Source organism: Candidatus Zymogenus saltonus (assembly GCA_016929395.1).
Classification (GTDB): domain Bacteria; phylum Desulfobacterota; class Zymogenia; order Zymogenales; family Zymogenaceae; genus Zymogenus; species Zymogenus saltonus.
On the sequence record JAFGIX010000070.1, the window covers coordinates 45512 to 64196 of the forward strand.

Here is an 18685-nt window from a genome sequence, read left to right on the forward strand (position 1 = left end):
TTACGTTGTAAGGAGGACTGTTAATGGCTGAAAGGAGATATTGGAACGAGGAGATGGAGACGATGGCCCCGAAGAAGCTGAAGAAGCTCGAGGAGGGGTTGTTGAAGAAGGAGCTTGAATATATTTATGGGAGGTCCCCCTTTTACCGGGCGATGTGGGACGAGGCGGGTGTTATGCCCAAGGATTTCAAATCGATGGAGGACCTCATAAAATTCCCCTTTGTTACAAAGGACGACCTCAGAAAGACCCAGGAGGAGGTGGGCGGTCTCGGCGGTCACCAGTGCTGCGCAAAGGAGGAGCTTGTGAGGATACAGGGCACCAGCGGCACCACGGGCAAGTCCCTTTATATAGGCCTTACTTACAACGACGCGGAGGTCTGGAAGGAGCTGTTTGCCCGGCACGCCTACACGGGGGGGATAAGGCCCGGGGATTCATTCGTTAACCCCGCTAACTTCGCCTTGTTTGTGGGGGGACTCTCGGAGTCGGTATCGGCCGAGGCGATGGGTTTTTGCGTAATTCCGGCGCCCGTGGTAACCACGGGGATAGATAAGCTCTTCGAGATTATACTGGAGTTCCGTCCCACGGTCCTCTTCGCCTCGCCGTCCGCCACGATATTTCTCACCGACTACGTGAGGGACAACCTGAAGATGGAGCCGATAGACCTCGGGTTCAAGAAGGGATTCCTGGCGGGGGAGGCGATGAACGACGAGGACAGGGCCTTCATAGAGGAGACGTGGGGAATAGTGGTCAGGAACTTCTACGGCCTGGCGGACGTGGCCGCGGACCTGGCCAGCGAATGCGATCGGGTCGACGGGATGCACCTCTGCTCGCCGGGGCTGGTTACGGCTGAGATCGTCGATCCGGTCACCTTGGAGCCCGTAAAACGTGAGGACGGCGTCGAGGGGGAGATCGTCTACACGACGATAAAGAGGGAGGCCACCCCCGTTATCCGCTACAGGTGCCGGGACCTCGTAAGGGCGTATTTTACGAAGTGCGCCTGCGGCAGGACGTCGATGCGCTTTTACGTGATCGGAAGGACCGACGACATGCTGAAGGTCAAGGGGGTCAACGTCTTTCCGGCGGCGGTCAAGAACGTCATCTCGTCCTTCATGCCGAGGACCACCGGCGAGATGAGAATAGTCCTCTATAAGCCGGGCCCGGCGGTCGGGACCAACCTCGAGATAAAGGTGGAATACGGGGAAGAGGTAAAGACCGAAGAGCTTGAGGTCCTGGCCAATGAGATAAGGGAAGAGATCAGAAAGAAGCTGGTCTTTACGCCGGTGATCAAGATGATTCCTCCCCAGACGCTGGAGCGATCCCAGTATAAAATAGATTACTTCGAGCGCCTTTATGAGAAGGAAAAAGAATAAAGAAATTTGCGGGACAGTCCAAAAATGAATTTCGATGACCCCGAGTTTTCCGAAAAGCTTCATGGGGCTATGGTAGGGTAGGTTGTGGAGACTTAACGGCAGTTGGAATCGAGTCGGTTTCTTATTAAAAAATTCCAAGTGGAATTTATATTAGGATGGACATCGGGATGGATATTAGGTATATTCTGTATTGTAATTTGGAATATTTTATTGTATGTATATCATTCGCAACGATTCCAGAAATCAATCGAGCTTTAGGAAAGAAAAATATTGTAAGATTGGATATTATGCAAGAGCTATTTGCAGCGGAAAAAGGATTTTTCAGGCCCAAAAGGAGACTTTGTAAGTTATTGTAATTACATGATTTTTCCGGGAATGTCTTCGTCACCGATCAAGGAGGTTTTATAAGGACAAATTATCTAAAAATATCAATTAAATACAGCCTCGATCATCTTAAAGCGGCATGCTATTTGAAGTGGTTAATATTGATAAAAAAATTGGAATTGTAAGCTCGGTAAAATTCTTACTCTATATTGGATTAATGCTGATGATGAATGTATAAGGGGAAAAAAAAGGAGCCGAACGATGACGAAAGCCAATTCTCTCACTCATTTAGCTTATCGATCTGTGGTGGATGCTATAGAGGATATTTTGGGCAAAAACGGCAAGAATTCCGTTCTTCGTTTTGCGGGGCTTGGCTGGATGGTGGAAAATCCCGTGGAATACGATCCCGATGCCAGGGTTGCTTATGATGATGTAACGAGACTTTACACCGGAGTCCGGGAAGTCATCGGTAACGTTGGATACGATACTATTATGTATCGAGGCGGGATATTTACCGTCAAAAATATTTTAGTGAATTCCGAGCCCATGAGAAAACTTGTCGCAATGGATTTTGACCCCGTGGAGAAGATGAAATTGGGGTATAAGGCGTACATAACAAACGCAGGATACGATCCCGAAAAGACCATGGAGCATTTCGCCCATAAAAACGAGATACTAATCCACAGACCGGACTGTACGGAATGTGAAGAGCTTTTAAAAGACTACAAAAAGCTGGAAAAATTTACCAAGCCTTCATGCTCCTTCGTAAAGGGTTTAATGCAGGGAATAGGTAACTGCTTTAACGAAGTAACGGTGTCGACGGATGAGACCAAGTGCAGATTGGTGGGAGATAATGAGTGCCTCTTTAGTATTAAATACAAGATAGAAGGATAGTATAAAGATATTTTTTAAGCTGTTCTTTCGACTATATAAAAAAGGATAAAGTCGGTCAGGCGAAATTGGTAAATATTTGAATAGAAAAGGAATTGTATTAGGGTATAAATTTATAACGTATGCCGAGGAATTAAATATGGCCGAAGACTTCATAATAGATAAAAATGCGTTCGTGACCGCCAAGGGGATGTTTGATGTAATCGTTGGCGAAACGAAACATATTGAAGAGGGGGAAGATGTCGGGCTCGTAAAATCTCTTGGCTATAAAGCGATCTTTGCCACCAGAAACCTGATGTTTTCTCCCATGACCCTTTCCGTCTTCGAGATGATGGGACAAAACGGCGTGAAGAACCTGTTTTACAGGGGGGGCTACCATTCGGGGGAGATATTTGCCGAGGAGACCGTGGGCAGCGGCATGGCGAAGTGGGATGAGAGCCTCTTCAGATATCACGAGACGATAACCATCGCCACCGGTTGGGGTTATCTGCATTACGAGGAGATAAACCTCGATCTGGAAAACCCGAGAATAGTCTCCAAGATGAAAAACCATCCATGCGCAACCACCGTGCCGGAGATTATGAAATACGGCATTCAAAAAAATCCGGGCCTTAAAATCAACTTCAACCAGACCTTCTGCGATTATCACACGGGATGGATCCTCGCCATATTGAGGATGATCATGGAGAAAAACGGCGCCGATACGGGATTTCTCTCCCGATTAAGGGGAAAGGAGGAGTATTGCCAGGTGCAGGAGGGACACGATCACTGCAAGCATGTTATCGGCATTTTTGAGTAGATACATTATTTAGAAACTGACGGTCGAAATCCGTAATTAGTTTTCGCCCCGATCTCGATTGAATTTACTTTCAAAAGCAGTCTTCCGATTCTGTCCACATCTCCGATGTGGAGATGCCCGTGACCCCTCATGTTGCGATCCTAAAATCCGCTTGTTGACATTGCCCGCTCGATCCAACGTTTTGAAAAACACGTTTTATAAATTGGAAAAAGGTTTATATGGCGAAAGAACAGAAATACGACGTCCTGACCTCAATAGAGATACCGGATAATACCGGAGAAAACTGGACGAAGATCCTCGATCTGATCGCGAAGATCATCAATGTGCCGGTGGCCCTGATAATGAGGGTCCACGATAGGGACATCGGGGTATTCGCAAAGAGCAGTAATGTGGAGAACATCTACAAGGAGGGGGAAACGGCAGAGCTTAACACCGGTCTATACTGCGAGACGGTTATGGATACGCAAAGGGAGCTGCTTGTTCAGAATGCGTTGAAGGACCCCAAATGGAGTCAAAATCCGGACATAGAGTTGGGGATGATCTCATATTTGGGGCTGCCCCTGTTTTGGCCCACGGGTCAGATATTCGGGACCATCTGCGTTCTCGACAAAAAGGAGAATCCCTACTCCGACCTCTACAGGGAGCTTCTGGGAAAATTCCGCGACGCCGTTCAGATAAACCTTGAAAATATCTACAACCAGGAATTGCTGACAAAGGAAATATCCGAACGCAGGCTTATTGAGAAAGAACGCTTAAAAATCGAAGAGAAATTTCGAGATCTGTACGAAAATGCGCCGAATGCCTACTTCTCGGTCGGGACTGATTCAATTATACACGGATGTAACAGACGCGCGGAAGAGCTGATCGGGTGCTCAAGGGAGGAGCTTATAGGACAGCCGGTATTCATGCTCTATGCCGATTCTCCAGGAGGAAAGGCAAAGGCGGAACAGGTCTTTAAAAAGTTTATTGCCGGAGAAAAGGTGAACGATGTGGAACTCAAGATGCGAAGACATGATAATACAGAAGTCTGGGTCAGTCTTTCGGTGAATACAATTATAGATAAGGATGGGGGAATAGTTGAATCCCGCTCCATGGTTGTAGATGTAACCGATCGCAAGCGGATAGAGGAGGAGAGAGACAGACTCATTAATGAGCTGCAAAAGGCCCTCTCCGAGGTCAAGAAGCTCTCCGGGCTGCTGCCGATATGCGCAAACTGCAAAAAGATAAGGGACGATGAAGGCTACTGGAGGCAAATAGAGCAATACATCGGCGAGCGCTCCGAGGCGGAGTTCACCCACGGCATCTGCCCCGACTGCGCCGTCACGCTTTATCCGGAGCGGGATAAAGAGAATAGTTGATACACTATTTGAATTGGTGTGTATAGACTGTTTTGAAAAAGGAATATAAATAAATATAGTGATATAGTGGTATATGATTTCATCCTACAATTTAAATAGAAGGGGACTGACGTTAAGCAGTGCAAATCAAGTGCTTTTTTACATTTTGAGGAATTTGAAATGTTTTTGCTCGGTTATCCGTGAATAAAAACCTTCGGTTGATAATACGGATAATTATTTGAAAAATGGCTTGAAAAAATCACATTCTTGATAGGAGATAAAAAAGTAGCGCTATTATACCGGAAGAAAGAAAACCGTAAATGAAAATGATATTTTTCTCCCTTTTAGAAGTTTTATCAAATTTTACAAGTTGCGTATAATATTTTAAGATCTCATCCTTTATTTCTACCAATTCCTTTCCGGCCTTTTCATATTCCTTAAAATGAGCTCTCTCGGTTTCAACGGATTCTATATCCTTATTTAGTTTTGCTTCTGAAGCCTGCTTTTTTGCGTCTTCATATTTTTTTTGTAGTTGAGCGGCATCAGTTATTACTGTATATACATGTTTTTGGAGAAATTTCATTTAACATACTATCAATTTGGTCAATTAATCCTATTGCTATAATATCGTATGCATCGTAGCCAGCACGAAAAAGATGTGCCAATGCCTTATCTAAATTTGTTTTATAATATTCAACAATGCCTAATCCGCTTTCCTCGAAAATCTCTTCTTCGGAATATATACCATATTTAGCGGAATCTGCCCTCATAAGGTGGTCAAAAGCAGAACGTAATTCAGAAATTGCAGTTATGGAGAGGTTTTGTTTAATATCGAACTTTTCTGCGGCAATAACTAATCCCTTTATTTCCTCTCTAAAAAATTGTACTATAAATTTATAATCACTTTCAAAATTGTTTAAATACGGCAATCCCATATACTTATACCTCTATATAAATTATAGGCATTACTAATTATTAGGTTTTATATAATTTCTTATTTGAAACCCTTGGTTTTAGAAGACTTAATTTTACGGCGTTTTTCATCACGGTCTTCAAAGCCAATAATCATGCCGGCACTAAGGCGAGGATTACCGCGTGGCTGAACACCTCGAGGCCAGCGGACTTCATCCTTAGACATTATGGTAGTGAAGTCATATTTTCTCAAATCCTTTTCTGATAAACCTGTAATCACCCCTGCTAAAGAACTCATTCTTGTCTCCTAATACAATTTTAAGGTAAACTTATAAAACTATACATAATTGTAACGTCCTGTCAAGTAAAAAATTTAAAATATTACCAATAATAAACAAAAAATGCTGTTTTATAAGTTTTTCTATCTTTTAAATTTTTAAATCCCTCACTCCCTGAAAAACCCCCTGAGCTCCCAGAAATCGCCCTCGCGATTGCGGACCAAGATATAAACCCCGCCGTCCTCCGCCTTTACCTTGAAGTAATCGGCCGAAGGGTCGTACCAGCGGTCGGTCACCTCGACGATCCGGTGTTTCCTGTTGCCGATGTAAAACACGGTCGGCCGCTCGTCCGCCTTGTACCCGCTGTAGGTCTCAACCTTTATTTTCACCCTTGACCCCCCAAATCACGGAGGCAAAAAGACCCCTCACATTAATTATAGACCCTGCGGCTGATTCGGTCAAGGCAGACAATAACGGAAAAACGTCGGAAACCCCGCTTAATAAAAATCGTGGATGTCGAGGGAAAAATCTGATACTATTGGTAAAAACCAGGCCGTGAGACGAAAATGAAAATCCCCGAAGACATAAGGCTCCTCCTTATCGTTGTCGCCACGATAGGGGCAGTTACGGGCGTCGCCGTCCTGATGGTCGTCTTCGCCCCGGCGATAGGCAAAAACGCCGAGCTCTCGGTCAGGGTCATTTTGGCCATCCTCCTTGCCTTTGTCACGCTGAAGTTCTTCCTCTACATCATGGAGGCCGCGATCGTCGTAATCGGGGGAGACAGAGTTAAAAAGATCGAGAGGGGAAGGTCCGCCCTGAAATCGGCCCACCCGGCCGTCCGCGCGGTCGTAATCGTAACCTTACTCGTCGCAACCTTTACTCTCTGGTATCTCTTGATCCGTCGCTTCGGGGTCTTTATCCTCCCCGATTTTTAATCTAAAAAAGGCCATTTTTTTCTTGACATCAATTACCCCACATGATATTTAATATGCAGAGAGCTTTGCAATACAAAGGACTCTGCGACTTGACCGGTTGATTCATGCTAAAGATGTCGAGGAAAAGGATGGTCGGGGTAGGAAGAAAATCAAGTCATTAATCAAAGTGGCAATTTTTGAGAGATATGGATACTTTGGAAAAAGAAGACTGGAGGACACAATGAGCAGAGGGGGAAAAAAGGATGCAGATAAAGGCACAAGGGACGATAAAGCGGCGGTCAATAACGTCGCCGAAAGCGTTGATATCGCTCTTGAGGAGATCAGGTACATCCGCGAGGTGATGGAGGGGACGAAGGATTTCTTCATATCGGGCTGGTCGGGAATCGCCTGGGGAGTCGCTATAATAATCGGAGTAATGCTTACCGAGCGGATAATCTCGCATCCCCCAGATCTCGGCGTTTCAAAGACACTCTGGGTCTTGTGGATAATCGTCTTTACGTTTGCCTCCGGCGTTGAGACCTTTTATTTCTTTAAGGGCGCCAAGGATACCGGGAGGATTATCATCTCCACCGTGACCGTAAGGATTTTCGCGACCGAGACGGTCATGAGCGTCCAGGGCCTGATTTTGACCCTCCTCCTGATACACATTGGATTCCCTTCCTATATCCCCGGCGCATGGCTTCTCATCCTCGGAGCCATGATGTTTGTGGCCGGCCTCTTTTTCCCGGGAGGGATATGGGTATTCGGGGGCCTCACCTTTGTGGCCTCCATTATCGCGTTTATCATGCCGGAGATGGGACTTGTCTGCCTCGGTTTCGGGGGGGCCGTCTCTCTCTTCTGGGGCTTGGCCTATCTGACAAAGAGAAGGAAATAGGTCAATCGTTTTCTCGATGGTTGGGAGGCCGTTATGGCGGATTTGGAAAAAATTGACGTAAGCAAAGAGACCGCAAAGGCGTGTGTAAGAAGGTCTTGTGAAGGCTGCGAAATAGAGGGGAGGCTCCTCTGCGTCCACACGGAGCTTGACCTTATCGATTTCGCCGTCCTGTTTGTTACGTGGTTTATCCCCTTTATCGCCGGGATGGTGATCGGGGAATTTTGGACCGGGCTCTGGATATGGGCGGGGCTCGCCGTTGTCTTCTTCGGTTTTGTGGAGGCGTATCTCCTCTGCCGTCACTGCCCCCACTACGCGGAGGACGGCTTCACCCTCAAGTGTCACGCAAACTGGGGGCTTCCCAAGCTCCCGAAGATCAACCGAAAGCCGCTGAACAGGGCTGAAAAGGCTGCCTGGCTTATCTACGTGGCCGTCCTCTTTCTCTACCCGATTCCATTTTTCATCGTGGGGAGGCTTTGGCTCCTTCTTCTCCTCGTAATCTGGGGGGGATTCGTGTGGGTGTGGACGGTGCAGAGGACACAGTGCAGCCGCTGTTTCTGTTTGTCTTGTCCCGCAAACCGGGCGCCGGAGGATGTGAGGGTTGTCTTTTTCAAAAACTACCCGGAGTATGCGGAGGCGTGGGGGGTTGACGAGGGCAATCTGAAGTAGGGGTTTGGAGTCTTGAGGTTCAAAGAATGCAGAAGTTGATTGGCTTGATTCGAGACATTGACTGGGAACGGTTTTCAAGTGGTGAATCTGGCTGAATACTTAATTAGAAAGGGGAAGAACTCTTTTCGAGAATGGGAGCGATTTTAATTGAAATTGAGATGGATTTGAAAGGAAATTATCGGGCGGCAAATAGATAGAGGCCGTCTCGGAACAAAGGAGTATTTGATGGACCTGAAGCTATTTTTCACTGTATTTGGAACCATATTTTTGGCGGAGCTCGGAGACAAGACGCAGCTTGCGGTCATGGCCCTGGCGGCGGAAAACCACAAGGGGCTCCTCTCGATATTCTTGGGATCGGTTTTAGCCCTTGCACTTACGTCTCTCATAGGGGTATTGCTGGGCGGTGTTATTGCCAAGTACGTGTCGGCAAGCATTATTCAGTATGTGGCGGGCGGCCTCTTTGTCGTTGTAGGGATATTGATAATCGTCGGCAAGTTTTAGACCTCCGCCTCAGGAATATTTTGCCGCTGATGGCACAAGAGAGCCGCTTATTATAGGTCGGGGTGTCTTTTATAAACACAACCGTTTGTCTTAAAAAGGAGAAAAAAATGTGGGAGCTGCTGTTCTGGGTGTATCTTGTCAACGCCGTTTTCCTGATCAATCACGAGGTAGACTCCGCCTACTGGAAGGAGTGGAACCTCATGAGAATCCCGGGGGGGATAACCTTCTTTCTGATACTTCACTTTCCCCTCTTTTTTCTGGCCATTTATGGGGCCGTCCTTTTAGACCGCGGGGCGGCCTCCGGGCTGATATTCTCGCTGGCCTTGGGCCTTGTGGGCGTATTCGCCTTTGCCATACACACCTATTTCATGGCAAAAGGTAGGGATGAATTTAAAACGCCGATCTCCCTTTTCATCCTGGTCTCGACCCTGGTCATCTCTCTCTTTCAGCTTGGGATTACTATTTACCTGATATAGCTTAGAGAGTCGGTGGAATTTTGGGGATCGGTGAATATTATGAGAAGCTCGACATTTAATTGCTCGATATTTAATTAATATTGGAAAGTCACAGACTATTTTGTGAATAGATATGACTCATGAAGATAAAAAAGAGAAGGGGCCGTTGACCGATGCCTTAAACCGTGTGATACACGAGAGGGCGAGGCTCGGGATAATGACAAAGCTCATGGCGGAGGGGGAATCGGGCTTCACGGAGCTTAAGAAGTCCCTCTCGCTTTCCGACGGCAACCTCAACGCGCACCTGAAGGTTCTCTTGAAGAATGAGTATATTTTTATGAAAAAGGAGTTTGTGGCAAACAAACCGAGAACAACGTACAGTATTTCCGAGAAGGGGAGGCTTGCGTTCAAGGAGTACATTAATTCGTTGGAGGAGTTCTTGAAAAGCGTGTCATGAGATGGTAGTATCAAAGACGTTTTAATGATTCCAGGGTCGGATTGGTGGTGAAATGTCAAAGGGTGGTTACTTGTCGTCATGGCGGGGTTGGGATAGCAACAGTTTGACGGCAGGAGGCTGTAATCCGAAATAAGATTGTGGATTGTAAAAAAGGCGTCGTCACAATAATAGTAGGAAAGGGTGAAAGGAAAGCTGATCCCGCGAGAACGGGAATCAAGATTGAAACAGCAAAGGTCATACTCGCCAAAGCGGGGATACAGATAAAAACGGTAAAAATGTCATTTCCTTAAGAAGAAGGAATCAATAAAAAAATACTGTCATTCCCGATAAATCGGGAATCCAGAAAAATATTGGAAAGAAAGCCCTTATCACAGGAGGAAAACAATGAAACGAATAACGGCGGTTTTCGCAGCGGTTTTGGCGATGGGACTCTTTAAGGCGGCCATCGCTGCCGAGCTTACGGCCGAGGAGATCGTAAAAAGGGCCGAGGATATCATGAGAGGCCAGTCCAACATCGGAAAGCTTACCATGATCGTGACCAACCCGAACTTTGAGAGGACCATCACAATGGAGTACTGGGAGAAGGGCCAGGACCTCTCCCTCGTAAAGATCACCTCTCCCGCAAAAGAGGCGGGAACGGTCTTCCTTAAGGTCGAAAACAACATGTGGAACTACATTCACTCGGCGGAAATGATCATAGATATACCCCCATCTATGATGATGAATTCGTGGATGGGCTCCGACTTTACGAACGACGACCTCGTTCGGGAGTCGTCCATCGTGGATGACTACATGCCGTTCCTTTTGGAGAACAGCGTGTTGAGCGAGGGGGAGGCGTATACCCTCGAGCTTACGGCAAAGCCGGATGCGCCGGTGGTCTGGGGGAAGATATTGGTATATGTCAGGGTGAGCGACTACGCCCCGCTGAAGTACGAATATTACGACGAAAAGGGGAAGCTGATGAGGATCATGACCATGAGCAAGATAGTGAAGATGGGAAAACGGGCGTATCCCACCGTCTGGACTATGGAGCCGAAGAACAAAAAGAATCATAAGACGATCGTCATTGTAGACGAGATCAAGTTCGATGTGCCGATAAGCGACAAAATCTTCTCGTATTCGAACCTGAAAAGGGGTATAATCCCCTCACAATAGGCTCCGGGAGATTTTTGTTTAAAAAAAAATGACGGGATTAAGCCAAATGGAAGATGGAAGGTATCTTATCATCAAGCTGGCGTGGAGGAACATCTGGCGCAACAAGAGGCGGACGATAATCACGGTTTCCGCCGTGGTCTTTGCCGTTACGCTCTCGATCTTCAGCTGGTGTTTCGCCGTGGGCGAGCACGAGCAGATGATCGACAACACCCTTAAGATTCACACCGGCAACCTCCAGGTCCACGACCTGGGGTACTGGGATGACAAGACGATCTACAAGAGCTTCGCCCCCCCGGAGGAGCTGATAAGCTTCCTGGACAACGACAAGCGGATCGAGGCGTACGTCAGGCGTCTGAACGTGGACGCCCTTATCTCCAGCGGCGCCGATACGGACGGTGTCCTCCTGATCGGGGTGGAGCCGGAGAGGGAGCTGAAATTCAGCTCCATCGAGAAGAAGAAATTTAGGGGAGAATATCTTAAGCCGGGCGACCTGGAGGGGATATTTCTTGGTGAGACTCTGGCCAAGAACCTGAACGTGGACGTGGGCGACAAGATTGTCGTTATCTGTCAGGACTTCTACGGGGGAATCAGTGCGGAGGTATACAATCTTACCGGGACGTTCAGGAGCGGATCGCCGGAGATGGACAGGTCCATGGCCTTCATAAATCTCGCCGCCGTCCAGTACCTCCTGTCGATGGAGGGCAGGGTCTCTGAGGTCTCCTTATTTCTCTCCGAATCGAGGGCCTTGAAGAAAGTGGCCAGGGATATAAAGGGGATCGTCGATCTCGAAGAATACGAGGTGATGACCTGGGACGAGCTCTTGCCGGAGCTCGTTCAGGTGATCGAGCTGGACAACGTCTTCGGGTACATCTTTTTCGGGATGATAATGCTGGTTGTCATATTCGGGATATTGAACACCATCTTGATGTCGGTGATGGAGCGCTACCGGGAGTTCGGGGTAATGATGGCGCTGGGGACGAAACCGGCAAATTTAGTAAGGCTCATCCTCACCGAGTCCTTTTTCATCGCCGTCCTTGGAGTCATTGTGGGAAACATCCTTGGATTCGCGATAGCCTACTACTACACCGTCGTGCCTTTCGACCTGTCATCATACAGTGCAAGCCTCGAGACCTTCGGGATGGATCCATATATTTATACGAAGATCTATGTGTGGGTCTTTTTACTGACAGATATAATCATCGTTTTGTCCACGCTTCTGTCCGCCCTCTATCCTGCTATAAAGGCTTCCCGCCTTAAGCCGGTCAGGGCCTTGAGATATGTATAGGGAAATATTATGGGAATGACGATAAAACTGGCATGGAGAAATATCTGGAGGAACAGGCGCCGATCCGGCGTAATCTTGACCGCCATTGTGGTGGGGCTTCTGGGGATGGTCTTTATGATCGCCCTTATGGACGGGATGAGCGCGGACATGGTGGAGGTGGCCATAGAGAATGGCGTAGGTCACGTCCAGATACACAAGGATGGATTCCTCGACAACATGAGCGTCAAGTTGAACGTAAGAAATCCCGGCTATGTGATCAAGAGGATTGAGGGCACGCCGAACCTGAAGGCATATGCGGAGAGGGTGAAGGTAAGGGGCCTCATCTCCTCCGCGGAGTCTTCCTCCGGTGTCCTTATCTGGGGGGTGGACCACGAGAGGGAGCCGAAGCTGAATTTCATTAAGAAGTATAAAGAGGAGGGGGAGTTCCTCACCGGGGAGAAGGGGGAGATTTACATCGGGAGGTCTCTGGCCGAAAAGCTCAAGGTGGGGCTGGACGACAAGATAGTCCTGAGGGGGCAGGGATTGGCGACGGAGATCGTCTCGGCGGCCTTCAGGGTCAAGGGGATATTCGTTTCCACGTCGCCGGAATACGATAAATACAACGTATACATCAACATGGCGGACTCCCAGGTACTCTTCGATATGAACGGCAGGGTTTCCGAGATTGCCCTGATGTCCGACAGCCTCGAAAACGTTGATCTCCTGGCGTTTAACGTCAACAAGGAGATCGGGGTGCATGGCCTCAGGGCGAGCACGTGGAAGGAGATAATCCCCCTGATCGTACAGATGGTGGAGATGTTTTCGGCCTTTAACTACATCGTCTTTATAATTGTGATAATTGCCATGGCGTTCGGGATCGTGAACACGATCCTCATGAGCGTCCTCGAGAGGACGCGGGAGATAGGAATAATCATGGCGATAGGAACCAAACCGATAAGGGTGTTCGGCATGGTGATGTGGGAGGGCTTCTTTCTGGGGCTCATGGGACTCGTCTTCGGCTGGGTGGTGTCAATAATCATCTACGCCGTCCTCCTGAAAACGGGGATAGATTTTTCAATCTGGTCCGAAAGCCTCAAGTATATGGGTGGAATAGGGACCACCGTATATCCGATAATCAAACCCTACAACGTCTTCTGGTCTTCCGCCTCGGTATTTATCGCGGCGGTTCTCTCGGCCCTTTACCCGGCGGTAAAGATAATGAGGCTTACGCCGGTCAAGGCGTTCAGATCGGTGTAGGGAGATAAATTTAAAGGAAAGGGAAAATAAGAGTTTAATCAAGAGCTGCTGTTTCAATCAAAGGTGTGATTATGACCGATAAAATCATCGTAACCAGAAAGCTTGTAAAAACATACGAGGAGTCGGAGGTAAAGGTGAACGCCCTGAGGGGGGTGGATCTTACGGTTGACGGGGGGGAGTTTATGGCCATAGCCGGGCCCTCCGGATCGGGCAAGACGACCCTCTTAAACATCATAGGGGGGCTGGACGTTCCCACTGGGGGGAGCGTCGTGGTCGGCGGCAAAGACCTCTCCGGCCTATCCAAGTCGGAGCTTTCCGATATGAGGCTCAGAAACCTCGGCTTCATCTTCCAGTCCTACAACCTGATTCCGGTGCTCTCGGCCCTCGAAAACGTGGAGTACGTCATGCTCCTTCAGGGGGTGCCGAAAGAGGAGAGACAGAGGCGCGCGGTGGATATATTGGAGGATGTGGGGCTTGCGGACTATATCGACGCCCGTCCAAACGAGATGAGCGGGGGCCAGCAGCAGCGGGTGGCGGTGGCGAGGGCAATCGTCTCAAATCCCGAAGTGGTCCTGGCCGACGAGCCAACGGCCAACCTCGACTCCGAGACGGGAGAATCCCTCCTTACTATGATGGGCGAGATGAACGAGAGACGCGGCGTGACGTTTATCTTTTCGACCCACGACAAGATGGTCATGGATCACTCCAGGAGGCTCGTAAAGCTGAAGGACGGGAAGATCGTCGAGGATATAAAGAAATAATAGGGATAAAAGATTTGCTATGAAGGCGGAACTCGGGAACAAAAGGGAGGTCGCCGGGATGGGAATGAAGTCGGTTTTAATCGCCGTCGTCCTTTTCATATTTATCTTCTTCTTTTCTGCCACTCCCTCCTTTTCCCAGTCGAGGGAGATAATAAAGACCGACGACTTCGACGTGAAGGTCGGCGGGTATATGAAGAACCTGACCACCTACACCTACAGCAGCGAGATGAGGGGGGTCGACAGCCTCTCCAAGGTGAGGCTCAAGCTCGAGGCGTCCTGGAAGAGGAGGGTCAAGGCTACGCTCCACTACGAGATAGCCTTGATCTCCGGCGAGTCTTTAAAGGATGAGGCCACCAGAGAGATGGCGTCCGGGGACCCGGACGAGCTGTTCGACCTCTACTGGGGACTCAATAGCGACAGGTACGTCGTAGCGGCCCACACCCTGGACCGCGCCTATCTCTCGTTTTTTGCGGACTATTTCTCAGTCATGGTCGGAAGACAGCGGATAGCGTGGGGGGTGGCAAAATTTATCAGCCCGACCGACCTCTTCAATCCCTTCAACCCCGCCGACATCGACAAGGAGGAGAGGGTGGGGGTGGACGCCCTCCTCTGCGAGATTCCCCTGGGGGATTTCTCCGGGCTTTCCCTCGTCTTTGCGCCGACCAAGAATATGGACTATGCGTCCTACGCCCTTCGCATCTACACCAATTTTCTCGACTACGACTTCGGACTCATGGCCGGGAGGTTTAAAGACAGGGAGGTGTACGGCTTAGATTTTGCGGGCCAGATCGGAGATGTGGGATTATACGGCGAGTTTGCTTATTACATGGAGGATGATATCGAGTCCTACCTGATCGAAGACAGGTTTGCCCCCTTCGGTTTTTCCGTCCAGTGGACGAAAAAGGAATACATCAGGGCGGTCTTGGGGGTGGAGTACCTGTTCCCCAACACCCTCTCCGTGCTCCTTGAGTACTACTACAACGGGAAGGGAGAGGCGAACAGGGAGAACTACAACTTCACCGCCCTTGCCGAAGGAAAGGAGCTGAACCTGGGCGAGAACTACGTCTTCGGAAGCCTGGGCTACGAGTTTACGCCCATTCTTCGGGGGGACGTTGCCTGCTTCTACAACATCGACGACCAGAGCGCCCTTTTCTCCCCGTCCCTTGAATATTCGGCCACCGAAAACCTCTATCTCAAGATAGGGGCGCAGATAGGTGTGGGGGACATGGGGAGCGAATACAGGCTCAGGCCCGATCTCTACTACTTCCAGGTGCGCTACTACTTCTAACCCGCCCGAAAAATCGACCTCAAGATAAAATCTCGTTGATTTCACGGCCCCCGTTGTGGTATTTTTTCACCTGGGAGGTGGCGGGACACATTTCATTAATGTCGCCGAAAGTTCTGCAATATAAGAGCTGGATTAGTTTTTATGTATTATGTATTTAATCTGTAGGAGCGGATACCATGACAGAGGGGATAAAAACCGTGGCAATTATCGGGGCCGGTTTTATGGGGAGCCAGATCGCCTCCAGGGCTTCGATCTACGGGTACGACGTGGCGCTCTTTGACGTGAGCGCAGATCAGTTGAAGAAGGGGGAGGAGATGACAAGGTTCTTCACCGAGGGGTACATAGACGCCAAGGGGGGCGACCTGAAGGCGGTCCTCAACAGGACGAAGTTTTTCGATGACCTCGATAAGGCCCTTGAAAACGCCGACCTCGTTATCGAGGCGGTGTCCGAAAACGTGGAGGTAAAGAGGAAGGTCTTCTCCCAGATAGACGAGAAGGCCCCTACCTGTGCGATCATCGCGACAAACAGCTCCTCCCTACCCGTGTCGAAGATGGAGGGGGCCGTTGTGGACAAAAGGAAGGAGAGGGTTCTCAACATCCACTTCGCATCGCCGATTCCGCAGAGAAATTTCGTCGAGCTTATGAGGGGATCGGTGACGACCGACGAGGTGATCGATCTGGCGGTCAAATGGTCTAAGAGCATCGACTGCATCCCCCTTTTAGCGGCGAAGGAGTCGATGGGCTTTGTGGTAAACAGGGTTTGGCACTCCGCCAGGAGGGACGCCCTAAAGATGTGGGAGGACGGCATCGCCGACTACAAGGATATAGACCGGGGGTGGATAAAGCTTACCGGGATGCAGGCCGGGATCTTCGGGGCGATAGACTATATCGGGGTCGATGTGGTCTACGCGATTGAAAAGGCCTACTTCGAGGAGAAGGGCGAGGAGAGGTTCAGGCCCCCCGAGGGATTGAAGGCCATGGTCGATCGGGGAGATTTGGGGATGAAGACCGGAAAGGGCTTTTACGATTGGCCCGATCCGGAGTTTGTTAAGCCGGAATTTCTCGATCCGAAAAAGTGCGGATGAGTCCGATGTGCGTTTTCGGCCTGTTACTCTGCCGAAATTTTTTTAGATTTTTATTGATGTGCTTCAAATTCCCGTTGACGTTTATCAGGAGGTGAAAAGATGGCCGGAGAGATCAAGACCGTGGCAATTATCGGGGCCGGTTTTATGGGGAGCCAAATTGCGTCCCGGGCGGCCGTGTACGGCTACGATGTCAGACTGTTCGATATTAAAAAGGAGGTCATCGAGGCGGCGAGGGGCACAACCAAGTATCACAACGACGCCCACTTTGCGCAGCATGAGGGCGATTCATCGGAGGCGGACAAGAGAATAACCTTTCACGAGAAGCTCGAAGATGCGGTGAAAGACGCCGACCTCGTGATCGAGGCGGTGGCGGAGAGCGTCGAGGTCAAGAGGAAGGTCTTTTCGGAGATGGACGAGAAGACCCCGCCCTATGCCATCTTCGGGACTAACAGCTCTTCGCTGCCCGTATCGATGATCGAAGACGCGGTGGAAAGGTTGGACAAGGTCGCAAATATACACTTTGCCTCCCCGATTCCGGAGCGCTATTACGTCGAGATAATGAGGGGTACCAAGACCACAGAAGAGACCATAAATGCGGCCGAGGAGTGGGTCAGAAGCATAAAGTGCCTTCCACTTATTACCAAAAAGGAGTGCATGGGCTTTGTGGTAAACAGGGTGTGGAGGGCGATAAAGAAGGAGGCCCTCAAGATATGGGCCGAGGACGACGCGGATATCAGGGACGTGGACAGGGGGTGGATGATCTTTTCCGGGATGTCCGCGGGCCCATTCGGCGCCATGGATTTCGTCGGGCTCGACGTAGTATACGATATAGAGATGGCATATTACAACGATACAAAAGATCCCAAGGACAAGCCCCCGGATGCCCTGAAGGAGATGATCGACAGGGGCGAGCTGGGCATGAAGAGCGGAAAGGGTTTCTACGACTGGTCGGATATCGAGTTCGCCAAACCCGGTTTTCTCGATCCGGTGAAGAAGTAGGGATGTGGATGGTTGATTAATTAAGAGGCGGGGGGAGGTGACCGCCCCCTCCCATTTTTGTTATGTTCCTAATCGATTTTATAAATCCATATACCGTATTATTCCTCGTTGTCGTCTTTGTTTTGGCGTACCTCCTTAAAAAGTCGTTTGAGAGGGAGATACTGACGCCGGAGGGGGTGACCGAAGAGCTCTATCCCCTGATCGGCGACGAGGTGAGATTTTCAAAGCACTTTAGGACTTTTCTCTCCGGCAAAAGAATCGAGGGGACGGGAAGGGCGACAGGCCCCCCTTTCCATGAGGAGGACGCGGTGACCCTGACGCTTAAGGGCGTGGAGGAGGGCGGGGACGCCACCGGGGGCGTTCTCTTTCCTTTCGAGATGAAGATCCTCTTTCTCAGGGTTGTCGCCCCCACCGAGGTCAAGAGGGACGACGTGGCGAGCTTCAAGGGCTTTCTGGTGGGGGCGGAGATTCGGGGAAGGATCGTGAGACTCATTATTGACATTAGCGAGCTCACGTACGTGGGATCGTCACTGGATTTGGAATCGGATCTTGAAGACGGCGTCCCTCTGGACTTTTGACGGCCCTTCGCCCTTCGATATACCTTCGCCCACCCCGAGGCTTTCCCCCCCAATCCATCAACAAGATCGGCAATAATATCGAAATCGGCGTTTTTTTCTTGACATGGTTTCACTAATAGGGTAAAGTAGTTAACTAACTGGTTAGTTAAATTTCTGTTCAGGCATAAGTTGAACTTCAGGTGGATTGGATGCAAAATGAAGAGTCGAACAGGGGGCTTTTTGTTCTGCATTTTTTATGGCATTTTATTTAGATATAGTGTGTAAGATAGAGGTCAATATATGAAAGACAAAATTGGAAAAAGTATCGATGCCGCCGGAAATTACGGAAATGGATATAAAAGAAATTGTTTCAACCGGTCGTGTGGTCTCATTCTGATAATCTTTGCGGCATCTCTGATCTTCTTTTCCGGGGCGGCTATCGCCCAGGAGGACGAGACCGGGGCAAGGCCGAGGAGCATCGAGGAGTGCAAGAGGATGGCCCTCGAGGAATCCCCAGCCG

At 49.4% G+C, this 18685-nt stretch carries 23 protein-coding genes; 19 read left to right on the plus strand and 4 right to left on the minus strand.

Going from position 1 to position 18685, the window contains the following annotated elements; all coding sequences use genetic code 11:
* The first annotated feature begins 23 nt into the window (after positions 1 to 23).
* From JW984_13715 to JW984_13730, 4 genes are all read left to right on the plus strand, one after another.
* A complete protein-coding gene (locus JW984_13715; GenBank protein MBN1574250.1) occupies positions 24 to 1370 on the plus strand; it encodes an AMP-binding protein in 1347 nt (448 codons plus the stop codon).
* Positions 1371 to 1955: 585 nt separating this feature from the next.
* Positions 1956 to 2588: a 4-vinyl reductase gene (locus JW984_13720; GenBank protein MBN1574251.1), complete on the plus strand. Its 633-nt coding sequence runs from the start codon at positions 1956 to 1958 to the stop codon at positions 2586 to 2588.
* Positions 2589 to 2724: 136 nt separating this feature from the next.
* Positions 2725 to 3384, plus strand: coding sequence for a hypothetical protein (locus JW984_13725; protein MBN1574252.1), 660 nt, complete (start codon positions 2725 to 2727; stop codon positions 3382 to 3384).
* A gap of 218 nt (positions 3385 to 3602) precedes the next feature.
* Complete coding sequence (locus JW984_13730) at positions 3603 to 4742, plus strand: PAS domain S-box protein (protein MBN1574253.1); 1140 nt, start codon at positions 3603 to 3605, stop codon at positions 4740 to 4742.
* Between the two features lie 238 nt (positions 4743 to 4980).
* Here the strand turns inward: JW984_13730 and JW984_13735 are convergent, their stop codons facing one another.
* From JW984_13735 to JW984_13750, 4 genes are all read right to left on the minus strand, one after another.
* Positions 4981 to 5304 (minus strand): hypothetical protein, encoded by a 324-nt coding sequence (locus tag JW984_13735; GenBank protein MBN1574254.1) that lies wholly within the window; start codon positions 5302 to 5304, stop codon positions 4981 to 4983.
* A complete protein-coding gene (locus JW984_13740; protein MBN1574255.1) occupies positions 5264 to 5656 on the minus strand; it encodes a hypothetical protein in 393 nt (130 codons plus the stop codon). The genes JW984_13735 and JW984_13740 overlap by 41 nt, the downstream gene beginning before the upstream one ends.
* A 59-nt stretch (positions 5657 to 5715) precedes the next feature.
* Entirely contained in the window at positions 5716 to 5931 is a 216-nt protein-coding gene (locus JW984_13745) for a hypothetical protein (GenBank protein MBN1574256.1), read from the minus strand.
* 147 nt (positions 5932 to 6078) lie between these two features.
* Positions 6079 to 6300, minus strand: a complete 222-nt coding sequence (locus JW984_13750) for a hypothetical protein (protein MBN1574257.1) — start codon at positions 6298 to 6300, stop codon at positions 6079 to 6081.
* A 177-nt stretch (positions 6301 to 6477) separates the two neighbouring features.
* On the opposite strand from JW984_13750, the gene JW984_13755 reads away from it, so the two are divergent.
* The 15 genes from JW984_13755 to JW984_13825 all read left to right on the plus strand — a co-directional run.
* The gene (locus JW984_13755; protein ID MBN1574258.1) at positions 6478 to 6846 is read left to right on the plus strand and encodes a hypothetical protein; all 369 of its coding nucleotides are present in this window, start codon (positions 6478 to 6480) and stop codon (positions 6844 to 6846) included.
* Between the two features lie 220 nt (positions 6847 to 7066).
* Positions 7067 to 7720, plus strand: coding sequence for a hypothetical protein (locus JW984_13760; GenBank protein MBN1574259.1), 654 nt, complete (start codon positions 7067 to 7069; stop codon positions 7718 to 7720).
* A 33-nt stretch (positions 7721 to 7753) separates the two neighbouring features.
* Positions 7754 to 8386: a hypothetical protein gene (locus JW984_13765; GenBank protein ID MBN1574260.1), complete on the plus strand. Its 633-nt coding sequence runs from the start codon at positions 7754 to 7756 to the stop codon at positions 8384 to 8386.
* Positions 8387 to 8611: 225 nt separating this feature from the next.
* On the plus strand, positions 8612 to 8887 hold the full coding sequence (locus JW984_13770) for a TMEM165/GDT1 family protein (protein ID MBN1574261.1): 276 nt from the start codon (positions 8612 to 8614) through the stop codon (positions 8885 to 8887).
* A 107-nt stretch (positions 8888 to 8994) separates the two neighbouring features.
* On the plus strand, positions 8995 to 9363 hold the full coding sequence (locus tag JW984_13775) for a hypothetical protein (protein MBN1574262.1): 369 nt from the start codon (positions 8995 to 8997) through the stop codon (positions 9361 to 9363).
* 112 nt (positions 9364 to 9475) lie between these two features.
* The gene (locus JW984_13780) at positions 9476 to 9799 is read left to right on the plus strand and encodes a transcriptional regulator (protein MBN1574263.1); all 324 of its coding nucleotides are present in this window, start codon (positions 9476 to 9478) and stop codon (positions 9797 to 9799) included.
* A 384-nt stretch (positions 9800 to 10183) separates the two neighbouring features.
* The gene (locus tag JW984_13785) at positions 10184 to 10954 is read left to right on the plus strand and encodes an outer membrane lipoprotein-sorting protein (GenBank protein MBN1574264.1); all 771 of its coding nucleotides are present in this window, start codon (positions 10184 to 10186) and stop codon (positions 10952 to 10954) included.
* Between the two features lie 46 nt (positions 10955 to 11000).
* Entirely contained in the window at positions 11001 to 12239 is a 1239-nt protein-coding gene (locus tag JW984_13790) for an ABC transporter permease (GenBank protein ID MBN1574265.1), read from the plus strand.
* A 9-nt stretch (positions 12240 to 12248) separates the two neighbouring features.
* Positions 12249 to 13475 carry an ABC transporter permease gene (locus JW984_13795; protein ID MBN1574266.1) on the plus strand — a complete coding sequence of 409 codons (1227 nt, stop codon included), beginning with the start codon at positions 12249 to 12251 and terminating at the stop codon, positions 13473 to 13475.
* A 71-nt stretch (positions 13476 to 13546) separates the two neighbouring features.
* Positions 13547 to 14236, plus strand: coding sequence for an ABC transporter ATP-binding protein (locus JW984_13800; GenBank protein ID MBN1574267.1), 690 nt, complete (start codon positions 13547 to 13549; stop codon positions 14234 to 14236).
* A 19-nt stretch (positions 14237 to 14255) separates the two neighbouring features.
* Positions 14256 to 15524: a hypothetical protein gene (locus tag JW984_13805; GenBank protein ID MBN1574268.1), complete on the plus strand. Its 1269-nt coding sequence runs from the start codon at positions 14256 to 14258 to the stop codon at positions 15522 to 15524.
* Positions 15525 to 15700: 176 nt separating this feature from the next.
* Positions 15701 to 16609 (plus strand): 3-hydroxyacyl-CoA dehydrogenase family protein, encoded by a 909-nt coding sequence (locus tag JW984_13810; protein ID MBN1574269.1) that lies wholly within the window; start codon positions 15701 to 15703, stop codon positions 16607 to 16609.
* Between the two features lie 99 nt (positions 16610 to 16708).
* On the plus strand, positions 16709 to 17608 hold the full coding sequence (locus JW984_13815; protein ID MBN1574270.1) for a hypothetical protein: 900 nt from the start codon (positions 16709 to 16711) through the stop codon (positions 17606 to 17608).
* 62 nt (positions 17609 to 17670) lie between these two features.
* A complete protein-coding gene (locus JW984_13820) occupies positions 17671 to 18186 on the plus strand; it encodes a hypothetical protein (protein MBN1574271.1) in 516 nt (171 codons plus the stop codon).
* 279 nt (positions 18187 to 18465) lie between these two features.
* Positions 18466 to 18685: hypothetical protein (locus JW984_13825; GenBank protein MBN1574272.1), on the plus strand; the 220-nt coding region annotated here is incomplete at its 3' end.

Bases quoted from the DNA above. Each gene is read 5' to 3' on its own strand.
- JW984_13720 (MBN1574251.1), top strand. From the start codon at position 1,956: ATGACGAAAGCCAATTCTCTCACTCATTTAGCTTATCGATCTGTGGTG.
- JW984_13730 (MBN1574253.1), top strand. From the start codon at position 3,603: ATGGCGAAAGAACAGAAATACGACGTCCTGACCTCAATAGAGATACCG.
- JW984_13765 (MBN1574260.1), top strand. From the start codon at position 7,754: ATGGCGGATTTGGAAAAAATTGACGTAAGCAAAGAGACCGCAAAGGCG.
- JW984_13780 (MBN1574263.1), top strand. From the start codon at position 9,476: ATGACTCATGAAGATAAAAAAGAGAAGGGGCCGTTGACCGATGCCTTA.
- JW984_13715 (MBN1574250.1), top strand. From the start codon at position 24: ATGGCTGAAAGGAGATATTGGAACGAGGAGATGGAGACGATGGCCCCG.
- JW984_13775 (MBN1574262.1), top strand. From the start codon at position 8,995: ATGTGGGAGCTGCTGTTCTGGGTGTATCTTGTCAACGCCGTTTTCCTG.
- JW984_13805 (MBN1574268.1), top strand. From the start codon at position 14,256: ATGAAGGCGGAACTCGGGAACAAAAGGGAGGTCGCCGGGATGGGAATG.
- JW984_13725 (MBN1574252.1), top strand. From the start codon at position 2,725: ATGGCCGAAGACTTCATAATAGATAAAAATGCGTTCGTGACCGCCAAG.
- JW984_13770 (MBN1574261.1), top strand. From the start codon at position 8,612: ATGGACCTGAAGCTATTTTTCACTGTATTTGGAACCATATTTTTGGCG.
- JW984_13815 (MBN1574270.1), top strand. From the start codon at position 16,709: ATGGCCGGAGAGATCAAGACCGTGGCAATTATCGGGGCCGGTTTTATG.
- JW984_13795 (MBN1574266.1), top strand. From the start codon at position 12,249: ATGGGAATGACGATAAAACTGGCATGGAGAAATATCTGGAGGAACAGG.
- JW984_13820 (MBN1574271.1), top strand. From the start codon at position 17,671: ATGTTCCTAATCGATTTTATAAATCCATATACCGTATTATTCCTCGTT.
- JW984_13790 (MBN1574265.1), top strand. From the start codon at position 11,001: ATGGAAGATGGAAGGTATCTTATCATCAAGCTGGCGTGGAGGAACATC.
- JW984_13810 (MBN1574269.1), top strand. From the start codon at position 15,701: ATGACAGAGGGGATAAAAACCGTGGCAATTATCGGGGCCGGTTTTATG.
- JW984_13760 (MBN1574259.1), top strand. From the start codon at position 7,067: ATGAGCAGAGGGGGAAAAAAGGATGCAGATAAAGGCACAAGGGACGAT.
- JW984_13745 (MBN1574256.1), bottom strand. From the start codon at position 5,931: ATGAGTTCTTTAGCAGGGGTGATTACAGGTTTATCAGAAAAGGATTTG.
- JW984_13785 (MBN1574264.1), top strand. From the start codon at position 10,184: ATGAAACGAATAACGGCGGTTTTCGCAGCGGTTTTGGCGATGGGACTC.
- JW984_13755 (MBN1574258.1), top strand. From the start codon at position 6,478: ATGAAAATCCCCGAAGACATAAGGCTCCTCCTTATCGTTGTCGCCACG.
- JW984_13735 (MBN1574254.1), bottom strand. From the start codon at position 5,304: ATGAAATTTCTCCAAAAACATGTATATACAGTAATAACTGATGCCGCT.
- JW984_13800 (MBN1574267.1), top strand. From the start codon at position 13,547: ATGACCGATAAAATCATCGTAACCAGAAAGCTTGTAAAAACATACGAG.
- JW984_13740 (MBN1574255.1), bottom strand. From the start codon at position 5,656: ATGGGATTGCCGTATTTAAACAATTTTGAAAGTGATTATAAATTTATA.